Below are 10935 nucleotides of genomic sequence, written 5' to 3'. Positions count from 1 at the left end.
CGCTCGCGTACCCGCGTACATGAAAGGCACTTCGGTGGACACGGTGGAGACCCCCCTCACGATTCCGGCGCTCGCCGACGCCGACGAGCTGACCTGCGACGTCCTCGTCATCGGCGGCGGCACCGCCGGCACCATGGCGGCCCTGACCGCCGCCGAGCACGGCGCGAACGTCCTGCTGCTGGAGAAGGCGCACGTGCGCCACTCGGGCGCCCTCGCCATGGGCATGGACGGCGTCAACAACGCCGTCATCCCGGGCCGCGCCGAGCCGGACGACTACGTCGCCGAGATCACCCGCGCCAACGACGGCATCGTCGACCAGTCCACGGTCCGCCAGACCGCCACCCGCGGCTTCGACATGGTGCGACGGCTGGAGTCGTACGGGGTGAAGTTCGAGAAGGACGAGCACAACGAGTACGCGGTCCGCCAGGTCCACCGCTCCGGCTCCTACGTGCTGCCCATGCCGGAGGGCAAGGACGTCAAGAAGGTCCTGTACCGGCAGCTGCGGCGGCGCGAGATGCGCGAGCGGATCCGCATCGAGAACCGGGTGATGCCGGTTCGCGTGCTCACGGCCGGCGAGGGCGCGGACCGGCGGGCCGTCGGCGCGGCGGGCTTCAACACCCGCACCGGACGGTTCGTCACGGTCCGCGCGGGCGCCGTCGTCCTCGCCACGGGCGCCTGCGGCCGCCTCGGCCTGCCCGCCTCCGGCTACCTCTACGGCACCTACGAGAACCCCACCAACGCGGGCGACGGCTACGCCATGGCCTACCACGCGGGCGCCGAACTCACCGGCATCGAGTGCTTCCAGATCAACCCGCTGATCAAGGACTACAACGGCCCCGCCTGCGCCTACGTCGCCAACCCCTTCGGCGGCTACCAGGTCAACCGGCACGGCGAACGCTTCGTCGACTCCGACTACTGGTCCGGCCAGATGATGGCCGAGTTCGCCGCCGAGATCGCCTCCGACCGCGCGCCGGTCTATCTGAAGCTGAGCCACCTCCCCGAGGAGTCCGTCTCCGCGCTGGAGTCGATCCTGCACACCACGGAACGCCCCACCCGCGGGACCTTCCACGCCGGCCGCGGCCACGACTACCGCACCCACGACATCGAGATGCACATCTCGGAGATCGGCCTGTGCGGCGGCCACTCGGCCTCGGGCGTCCGGGTGGACGACCAGGCCCGTACGACCGTCCCCCGCCTGTACGCCGTCGGCGACCTCGCCTGCGTCCCGCACAACTACATGATCGGCGCGTTCGTCTTCGGTGACCTGGCGGGCGCGGACGCCTCCCGGTACACCCCGTACGAGGGCGAGTTGCCGCCGGACCAGCTCCGCGACGCCCACGAGCTGATCTACCGTCCGCTGCGCAACCCGGACGGCCCTCCGCAGCCCCAGGTCGAGTACAAGCTCCGTCGCTTCGTCAACGACTACGTGGCGCCCCCGAAGTCCGGCTCCCGGCTCTCCCTCGCCCTCAACGCCTTCGAGCGCATGCGCGACGACATCGCCGAGATGGGCGCCCGCACGCCGCACGAGCTGATGCGCTGCGCCGAGGTCTCCTTCATCCGTGACTGCGCCGAGATGGCCGCCCGCGCCTCCCTCGCCCGCACCGAGTCCCGCTGGGGCCTCTACCACGACCGTCTCGACCACCCCCACCGCGACGACGCCTCCTGGTTCCATCACCTCGACCTCCACAAGTCCCCATCCGGCGCCATGGAGTTCACCGCCCGCCCTGTCGCCCCCTACCTCGTCCCCATCGAGGAGTTCACCCCGGTCGGCGGCCCCTCCCGCCACCTGGGCGAGGTCCACGCGGAGAACGTGGCGACGGCGGGGTCACGGGATGTGGCACCGGTGGCGGCGGGAGTCGCCGGGGTTTCGGGGGCTGCGGGGACGGACTCGGAGAGCGATGCGGCTGCCGACGGGTCCGGAAGGGGGGCCCTCCCCTCCCACCCCACCCCACCGACCTCCTCCACCCGCCTCCTCGAACTGGTCGCCCTCGCCGAGGAGCAGCCCGAACTCGACGCCCTCCGGCCCTACCTGGCCGACCCGGCACCCGCCGTCCGGCGCGAGGCGCTCGCCGTCCTCACCGAGACCCTTCCGCCCGGCACCGGCCCCGCCCTCGCCGAAGCCCTCCGCGATGCCGCCCCCGAGGTCCGCGCCGCCGCCGCGGCCTCACTGCGCGAACTCGTCGAGACACTCCCGCCCGAGCCCGCCCTCCGCGACGGCCTCGCCGCCGCCCTGGACGAGCCCGACCCGGTCGTCCGCGCCGCCGCCCTGGACGTGCTGCGCGCCCTCAGCCTCGGCGACACGGCCCTGTACGCGGCCCTTCTGCCGGACTCCGACATCTCCGTCCGCATCGAGGCCGTACGCGCCCTCGTCTCGGTCGACGCCGCCACCGAACTGGCCGGGGCCGCGACCGCCGACCCGTCCCGCGAGGTCCGCGTCACGATCGCCAAGGCCCTGGCCACGGTCTCGGGGGACACCGTGACCCCCCGGCCCCCCGCCGTCCTCACCGCGCTGACCGCCCTGACCGACGACCCCGACCCCCTGGTCCGCGCCGCCGCCTACGCCGCCCTGGGCGCCGTCGGCTGCCCCCCTCCGCTCGCCGCCCGAGCCGTCACCGCCCTCACCGACCCCGCCTGGCAGGTCCGCGCCGGCGCCGCCACGGCCCTCTCCACCGCCACCACCGCCGTCGCCGTCCCGGCCCTGGCCGAAGCCCTGGCGGACCCCAACGCCGACGTCCGCAAAGCCACCGTCCTCTCCCTGACTCAGCACACCACCTCCGAGGAAGCCCGCACCGCCCTCACCACAGCCACCAAGGACACGGACGCGGACGTGAGGGCCTACGCGTCCCGGGCGCTGGCGGCCTAGTGCTGTGCGGGGGCAGAAGCTGCGGCAGATCGCGAGCCGGGGCAGTACCGGCTCGGTGCGCCACCGGCGAGCGACGACGCTGCCGGCGTCCGTCGGCGGACACCGCGGGCCGGTGATCGCTGACCTCGATCCACCGATGGAGCCGTTGGCCGGGGGATGCGACGTGCCGAGTGGGCGGGGCTCGCCGAGCCGGCCCAGGACCGGTTGAGCACCACCGCGAAGCGGCAGGACCAGGAACCAGATCGCCCGACGAGACGAACCGCACGATCGTTGGAATGGCTGGAACGCCACGACGCCACCCCGGTCTGAGGTCCAGGCCGTTCGTTCAGGTGCTAGCTCTGTGAGCGGGCGGCCTCGGACTCGGCTGCGGCGGCATCCGGGCACTTTGCCCGCGACGACCGAGCGACCCTCGCCGCACAGCGGCACGACCGAGGACCACCGGGGGACGCCCGGGATGCGGCGCCCGGGACTCCCCCTGCCCACGCGCCCTCATCGCCCTCCGAACACGCGGCCTGCGCCCGCCCCCGGGCTCATCGGGTGGACCTGCCGACCTGCCTCCTGGGGGCCCTTCTAGGCCCAGTCGTCGTGCTCGGGCTCCGGTTCCACGTCGGGCCAGTCGAAGTCCTGTCCCGTGTCGGTGTCACCCTCCGGGGCCGGGCCGGACGTGCTCCCGGGCACCGAGGCCGCCGCCGGGCCCGGGGGACCCGAGGCCGGACCCGAGGCCGAGGCCCCACCGGAGTCTCCGCCCAGCGAACCCAGCACCGCCAGCACCCCCTCCCCGTACGTCGCCAGCTTCTTCTCGCCGATTCCGCTGATCGTGCCGAGTTCGGCGACGGACGTGGGGGCCGTGGCCGCGATCTCGCGGAGGGTGGCGTCGTGGAAGATGACGTAGGCGGGGACACCCTGTTCGCGGGCCTGGTCGGCGCGCCAGGCGCGCAGGGCCTCGAAGACGGGAACCAGGTCGTCGGAGAGTTCGACCGCCGCCTTCGGCTTGCGGTCGCCCCGGCCGGAGGAGGACGACGCCGCCGACCGCGTGGTCACCGGCTTCTTCGGTTCCTTGCGCAGCGGCACGTCCCGCTCCCGCCGCAGCACCACCCCGCTCTCCTCGGTGAGCACGAGCGTGCCGTACTCGCCCTCGACCGCGAGAATCCCCTCCGCGAGCAACTGGCGGACGACGCCCCGCCATTCGCCCTCGGACAGCTCCTCGCCGATGCCGAAGACGGAGAGCTGGTCGTGGTCGAACTGGATGACCTTCGCGGTCCGCCGCCCCAGCAGGATGTCGACGATCTGCACGGCGCCGAACTTCTGCCCGCGCTCCCGCTGCAGCCGCACCACCGTGGAGAGCACCTTCTGCGCGGCGACCGTGCCGTCCCAGGTCTCCGGCGGTACGAGGCAGGTGTCGCAGTTGCCGCAGCCCTCGGCCTGCGGTTCCTGGCCGAAGTACTGCAGCAGTTGGCCCCGGCGGCACTGGGCGGTCTCGCAGAGCCCCAGCATCGCGTCCAGATGGCTCGCGGCCCGGCGGCGGAACGCCTCGTCGCCGTCGCTGCCCTGGATCATCTTGCGCTGTTGTATGACGTCGTTGAGGCCGTACGCCATCCATGCCGTGGACGGCAGTCCGTCGCGGCCGGCGCGGCCGGTCTCCTGGTAGTAGCCCTCCACCGACTTCGGCAGATCCAGGTGGGCGACGAACCGGACGTCGGGCTTGTCGATGCCCATGCCGAAGGCGATCGTGGCGACGACCACGAGCCCTTCCTCGCGCAGGAACCGCGACTGGTGTGCCGCGCGGGTCCCGGCGTCGAGCCCGGCGTGGTACGGCACCGCCTCGACGCCGTTCTTGCTCAGGAACTCCGCCGTCCGGTCCACCGAGTTCCTGGACAGGCAGTAGACGATGCCCGCGTCGCCCGGGTGTTCCTGGCGAAGGAAGGACAGGAGCTGCTTCTTCGGGTCGGCCTTGGGCACGATCCGGTACTGGATGTTGGGCCGGTCGAAGCTGGCCTCGAAGTGGCGGGCCCGGGGCATGGCCAGCCGCTCGGTGATCTCCCGGTGCGTCGCGCGGGTGGCGGTGGCGGTGAGCGCGATGCGCGGCACGTCCGGCCAGCGCTCGCCGAGCAGGGAGAGGGACAGGTAGTCGGGACGGAAGTCGTGTCCCCACTGGGAGACGCAGTGCGCCTCGTCGATCGCGAACACGGCGACCTTGCCGCGCCCCAGCAGGTCGAGTGTGGCGTCGAGCCGCAGCCGCTCGGGGGCGAGGTAGAGCAGGTCCAGCTCCCCCGCGAGGAACTCCGCCTCCACCAGGCGCCGCTCGTCGAAGTCCTGCGTGGAGTTGACGAAGCCGGCGCGGACGCCCAGCGCCCGCAGTGCGTCCACCTGGTCCTGCATGAGCGCGATCAGTGGAGAGACCACGATGCCCGTACCGGGTCTGACCAGGGACGGAATCTGGTAGCAGAGGGACTTGCCGCCGCCGGTGGGCATGAGCACGACGGCGTCGCCGCCCGCGATCACATGCTCGATGACCGCCGCCTGCTCACCCCGGAAGGCGTCGTACCCGAAGACCCGGTGGAGTACGGCCAGCGCCTCGCTGTCCGCCTCGGTGGTCCTGCCTTCGTCCGCCATCACACTCGTCACGCCCGTCCCGCTCATCGCCTGTCCCCCGCGCCCTTGCGTCCTGTGCCCACGCGTCCCGTGTCGCCCGTGCGCCCTCTGCCCGTGCGTACCGCGCCGGTGCGTCCTGCGCCGGTGCGTCCTGTGCCGCCCGTGCTTCCTCCAGCCCCTGCCACCATAGGCGCCCGCACCGACAGCCTCAGAGTTATCCACAGGCTCCACCCGTGCGGGGCGGTCCCGGCCGGGTGACGACAGCGGGACCCGGCCCCGTACGGACGACGGGACCCGGCCCCAGAAGGAGCCGGGTCCCGCCACATCCGACCGACCGAGCGGAGCGCTACCGCACGAACACGCCCGCCTGTCCCGCCAGGTCCAGGAAGTACTGCGGCGCGATGCCGAGCACCAGCGTGACGGCGACCCCGACCGCGATCGCGGTCATGGTCAGCGGCGACGGCACGGCGACCGTCGGCCCCTCGGGGCGCGGCTCGCTGAAGAACATGAGCACGATGACGCGGATGTAGAAGAACGCGGCGATGGCCGAGGAGATCACACCGACCACGACGATCGCGCCCGCTCCGCCCTCCGCCGCCGCCTTGAACACGGCGAACTTACCCGCGAACCCGGAGGTCAGCGGAATGCCCGCGAAGGCCAGCAGGAACACCGCGAACACGGCCGCCACCAGGGGCGATCTGCGGCCGAGCCCGGCCCACTTGGACAGGTGGGTCGCCTCGCCGCCCGCGTCCCGCACCAGGGTCACCACGGCGAACGCGCCGATCGTCACGAACGAGTAGGCACCGAGGTAGAACAGCACGGACGAGACACCGTCGGGCGAGGCCGCGATGACACCGGCGAGGATGAACCCGGCGTGGGCGATCGATGAGTAGGCGAGCAGTCGCTTGATGTCGGTCTGGGTGATGGCGACGATCGCGCCGCCCAGCATGGTGACGACGGCGACGGCCCACATGACCGGCCGCCAGTCCCAGCGCAGGCCCGGCAGGACGACGTACAGGAGCCTGAGCAGCGCGCCGAAGGCTGCCACCTTGGTCGCCGCGGCCATGAAGCCGGTGACCGGTGTGGGCGCGCCCTGGTACACGTCGGGCGTCCACATGTGGAACGGCACCGCGCCGACCTTGAACAGCAGGCCCATGACGATCATGGCGGAGCCGATGAGCAGCAGCGCGTCGTTGCCCATGGTGCCGGCGAGGGCGGGGTTGATGTCGCCGATGGTGCCGTCGACGACCTGGGCGATCGTGGCGTACTTCACCGAGCCGGCGTAGCCGTAGAGCAGGGCGATGCCGAAGAGGGTGAAGGCGGAGGCGAAGGCGCCGAGCAGGAAGTACTTGACCGCGGCCTCCTGCGACATGAGCCGCTTGCGGCGGGCCACGGCGCACAGCAGGTACAGCGGGAGGGAGAAGACCTCCAGGGCGATGAACAGGGTCAGCAGGTCGTTGGCCGCCGGGAAGATCAGCATGCCGCCGATCGCGAAGAGCAGCAGCGGGAACACCTCGGTGGTGGCGAACCCGGCCTTCACGGCCGCCTTCTCGCTGTCGCTGCCGGGCACGGACGCGGCCTGCGCGGCGAAGGAGTCGACCTTGTTGCCGTGCGCCTCGGGGTCGAGGCGCCGTTCGGCGAAGGTGAAGACGCCGAGGATGCCGGCCAGCAGGATCGTGCCCTGCAGGAACAGGGCCGGGCCGTCCACGGCGATGGCGCCCATGGCGGCGACGCCGGCCTTCGTCGTGCCGTAGCCGCGGGCCGCGAGGGCGACGACCGCGGCGAAGGACGCGGCGAGGGCGACGACGGAGAGGAACACCTGGGCGTGGTAGCGGGACTTGCGTGGCACGAAGGCCTCGATCAGCACGCCGATGATCGCCGCCGAGATGACGATCAGGGTGGGTGACAGCTGCCCGTATTCGATCTTCGGCGCGTCGATCTTGGTGATCGGGTCGGCCGCGGTTGTCCACAGGCTGTGGACGGCTGATGCGCTCACTTGGCCGCCTCCACCTCGGGCTGGGGGTCCTTCTTCTGGACGTCGGACATGGTGTGCTCGACCGCCGGGTTGACGATGTCGGTGAGCGGCTTCGGATAGACGCCCAGGAAGATCAGCAGAACGATCAGCGGGGCGACCACCACGAGTTCGCGCGCCCTCAGGTCGGGCATCCCCTGGACCTCGGCCTTCACCGGGCCGGTCATCGTCCGCTGGTAGAGGACGAGGACGTAGAGCGCGGCGAGGACGATGCCGACGGTGGCGATGATGCCGACCACCGGGTAGCGCGCGAAGGTGCCGACCAGGACCAGGAACTCACTGACGAACGGGGCGAGTCCGGGCAGCGACAGGGTCGCGAGGCCGCCGATCAGGAAGGTGCCGGCGAGCACCGGGGCGACCTTCTGCACGCCGCCGTAGTCGGCGATGAGCCGGGACCCGCGCCGGGAGATCAGGAAGCCCGCCACCAGCATGAGCGCGGCGGTCGAGATGCCGTGGTTGACCATGTACAGCGTCGCGCCCGACTGGCCCTGGCTGGTCATCGCGAAGATGCCCAGGATGATGAACCCGAAGTGCGAGATCGACGCGTACGCCACCAGTCGCTTGATGTCCCGCTGGCCGACCGCGAGCAGCGCCCCGTAGATGATGCTGATCAGCGCGAGGACCAGGATCACGGGGGTCGCCCACTCGCTGGCCTCGGGGAACAGTCCGAGGCAGAAGCGGAGCATCGCGAAGGTGCCGACCTTGTCGACGACGGCCGTGATGAGGACGGCGACCGGAGCCGTGGACTCCTGCATGGCGTTGGGCAGCCAGGTGTGCAGCGGCCAAAGCGGGGCCTTCACCGCGAAGGCGAAGAAGAAGCCGAGGAACAGCCACCGCTCGGTGTTGGTGGCCATCTCCAGCGTGCCGTTGGCGCGGGCCTCGGCGATCTCGGGGAGCGAGAAGTTCCCGGCGACCACGTACAGGCCGATCACCGCGGCCAGCATGATCAGGCCGCCGGCCAGGTTGTAGAGGAGGAACTTCACGGCGGCGTACGACCGTTGGGTGGCCGCCGTCTCCTCGCCGTGCTCGTGGGCACGGTCGCCGAAGCCGCCGATGAGGAAGTACATCGGGATGAGCATGGCTTCGAAGAAGATGTAGAAGAGGAAGACGTCGGTGGCCTCGAAGGAGATGATCACCATCGCCTCGACGGCCAGGATCAGGGCGAAGAAGCCCTGGGTCGGCCGCCACCTCTTGCTGCCGGTCTCCAGCGGGTCGGCGTCGTGCCAGCCCGCGAGGATGATGAACGGCATCAGCAGGGCGGTGAGCGCGATCAGCGCCACCGCGATGCCGTCGACGCCCAGTTCGTAGCGCACCCCGAAGTCCGCGATCCAGGCGCGGGACTCGGTGAGCTGGTAGCGGTCGCCGCCCGGGTCGAAGCGGAACGCGATGATCGCGGCGAGCACGAGCGTGCCCAGCGAGACGGTCAGCGCCAGCAGTTTCGCGGCGTTGCGCCGCTGGGCCGGGACGGCGGCCGTGGCGATCGCCCCGAGGGCCGGGAGCGCCGCCGTCGCTGTCAGCAGAGGAAAGGACATCGGTATCAGACCGCCCTCATCAGCAGGGTCGCGGCGATGAGGATCGCAGCACCGCCGAACATCGAGACCGCGTACGACCGGGCATAGCCGTTCTGGATCCGGCGCAGCCGCCCGGAGAGGCCGCCCATCGAGGCCGCCGTGCCGTTGACGACACCGTCGACCAGGGTGTGGTCGACGTAGACGAGGGAGCGCGTGAGGTGCTCTCCGCCGCGGACGAGGACGACGTGGTTGAAGTCGTCCTGGTAGAGGTCGCGCCGGGCGGCCCGGGTGAGCAGCGATCCGCGCGGGGCGACGACGGGGACCGGCTTGCGCCCGTACTGGAGCCAGGCGAGGCCGACTCCGATGATCATCACGGCGACCGTGGCCGTGGTGACCGCGGCCGCGCCGATCGGCGGCTGCCCGTGCTTGTGGCCGGTGACGGGCTCCAGCCAGTTGACGAACCGGTCACCGATGCTGAAGTACGCGCCGCCGAAGACCGATCCGACGGCCAGGACGATCATGGGGATCGTCATGACCTTGGGCGACTCGTGCGGGTGCGGTTCATGGCCGTGCTCGTCGGGCTGCCAGCGCTTCTCGCCGAAGAAGGTCATCAGCATCACGCGCGTCATGTAGAACGCGGTGATGGCCGCGCCGAGCAGGGCCACGCCGCCGAGGATCCAGCCCTCGGTGCCGCCCTTGGCGAACGCCGCCTCGATGATCTTGTCCTTGGAGAAGAAGCCGGACAGGCCGGGGAAGCCGATGATGGCGAGGTAGCCGAGGCCGAAGGTGACGAAGGTGACCGGCATGTACTTCCGCAGGCCGCCGTACTTGCGCATGTCGACCTCGTCGTTCATGCCGTGCATGACCGAACCGGCACCGAGGAAGAGGCCGGCCTTGAAGAAGCCGTGCGTCACCAGGTGCATGATCGCGAAGACGTAGCCGATGGGACCGAGGCCCGCGGCCAGCACCATGTACCCGATCTGGGACATCGTCGAGCCGGCGAGGGCCTTCTTGATGTCGTCCTTCGCACAACCGACGATCGCACCGAAGAGGAGCGTGACCGCGCCGACGACGGTGGTGACGAGCTGGGCGTCCGGGGCGCCGTCGAAGACGGCGGCGGAGCGGACGATCAGGTAGACGCCGGCGGTGACCATGGTCGCGGCGTGGATGAGGGCCGAGACGGGGGTCGGGCCCTCCATCGCGTCCCCGAGCCAGGACTGCAGCGGCACCTGGGCGGACTTGCCGCAGGCGGCGAGCAGCAGCATCAGGGCGATGGCGGTGAGCCTGCCCTCGCTCGTCTCACCGGTGGCCGCCAGGACCGGCCCGAAGGCGAAGGTCCCGAAGGTGGTGAACATCAGCATGATGGCGATGGACAGACCCACGTCGCCGACGCGGTTGACCAGGAACGCCTTCTTCGCCGCGGTGGCGGCGCTGGGCTTGTGCTGCCAGAAGCCGATCAGCAGGTACGAGGCGAGGCCGACGCCCTCCCAGCCGACGTACAGCAGCAGGTAGTTGTCGGCGAGGACCAGCAGCAGCATCGCCGCGAGGAACAGGTTCAGATAGCCGAAGAAACGGCGGCGGCGCTCGTCGTGCTCCATGTACCCGATGGAGTACACGTGGATGAGCGAGCCGACCCCGGTGATCAGCAGGACGAACGTCATCGACAGCTGGTCCAGCTGGAAGGCGACGTCCGCCTGGAAGCCCTCGACGGGGATCCAGCTGAACAGGTACTGGCCCATCTCCCGGTGTTCGGCCTCCTTGCCGAGCATGTCGGCGAACAGGACGACACCGATGACGAAGGAGGCGGCGGCCAGGGCCGTGCCGATCCAGTGGCCGACGGCGTCCAGCCGCCGGCCGCCGCACAGCAGGACGGCGGCTCCGAGCAGGGGCGCCGCGATCAGCAGCGCAATCAGGTTCTCCACGATTCTTCCGACCCC

5 protein-coding genes are annotated in these 10935 nt (G+C 71.0%); 1 reads left to right on the top strand and 4 read right to left on the bottom strand.

Going from position 1 to position 10935, the window contains the following annotated elements:
- Positions 1–19 precede the first annotated feature (19 nt).
- The gene (locus STRBO_RS0104185; RefSeq protein WP_005481389.1) at positions 20–2863 is read left to right on the top strand and encodes a fumarate reductase/succinate dehydrogenase flavoprotein subunit; all 2844 of its coding nucleotides are present in this window, start codon (positions 20–22) and stop codon (positions 2861–2863) included.
- Positions 2864–3433: 570 nt separating this feature from the next.
- Here the strand turns inward: STRBO_RS0104185 and recQ are convergent.
- The 4 genes from recQ to nuoL form a co-directional block, all read right to left on the bottom strand.
- Positions 3434–5503: a DNA helicase RecQ gene (gene recQ / locus STRBO_RS0104180; RefSeq protein WP_028796455.1), complete on the bottom strand. Its 2070-nt coding sequence runs from the start codon at positions 5501–5503 to the stop codon at positions 3434–3436.
- A 298-nt stretch (positions 5504–5801) separates the two neighbouring features.
- A complete protein-coding gene (gene nuoN, locus STRBO_RS0104175; RefSeq protein ID WP_005481396.1) occupies positions 5802–7451 on the bottom strand; it encodes an NADH-quinone oxidoreductase subunit NuoN in 1650 nt (549 codons plus the stop codon).
- Complete coding sequence (locus STRBO_RS0104170) at positions 7448–9019, bottom strand: NADH-quinone oxidoreductase subunit M (protein ID WP_005481397.1); 1572 nt, start codon at positions 9017–9019, stop codon at positions 7448–7450. The genes nuoN and STRBO_RS0104170 overlap by 4 nt, the downstream gene beginning before the upstream one ends.
- Before the next feature lie 5 nt (positions 9020–9024).
- Entirely contained in the window at positions 9025–10920 is a 1896-nt protein-coding gene (nuoL, locus tag STRBO_RS0104165) for an NADH-quinone oxidoreductase subunit L (RefSeq protein ID WP_005481398.1), read from the bottom strand.
- Between the last annotated feature and the right edge of the window lie 15 nt (positions 10921–10935).

This window comes from Streptomyces bottropensis ATCC 25435, assembly GCF_000383595.1.
GTDB lineage: Bacteria > Actinomycetota > Actinomycetes > Streptomycetales > Streptomycetaceae > Streptomyces > Streptomyces bottropensis.
Note: the sequence above shows the minus strand (reverse complement) of the source record. Positions and strands in the feature narration are given on the sequence as shown.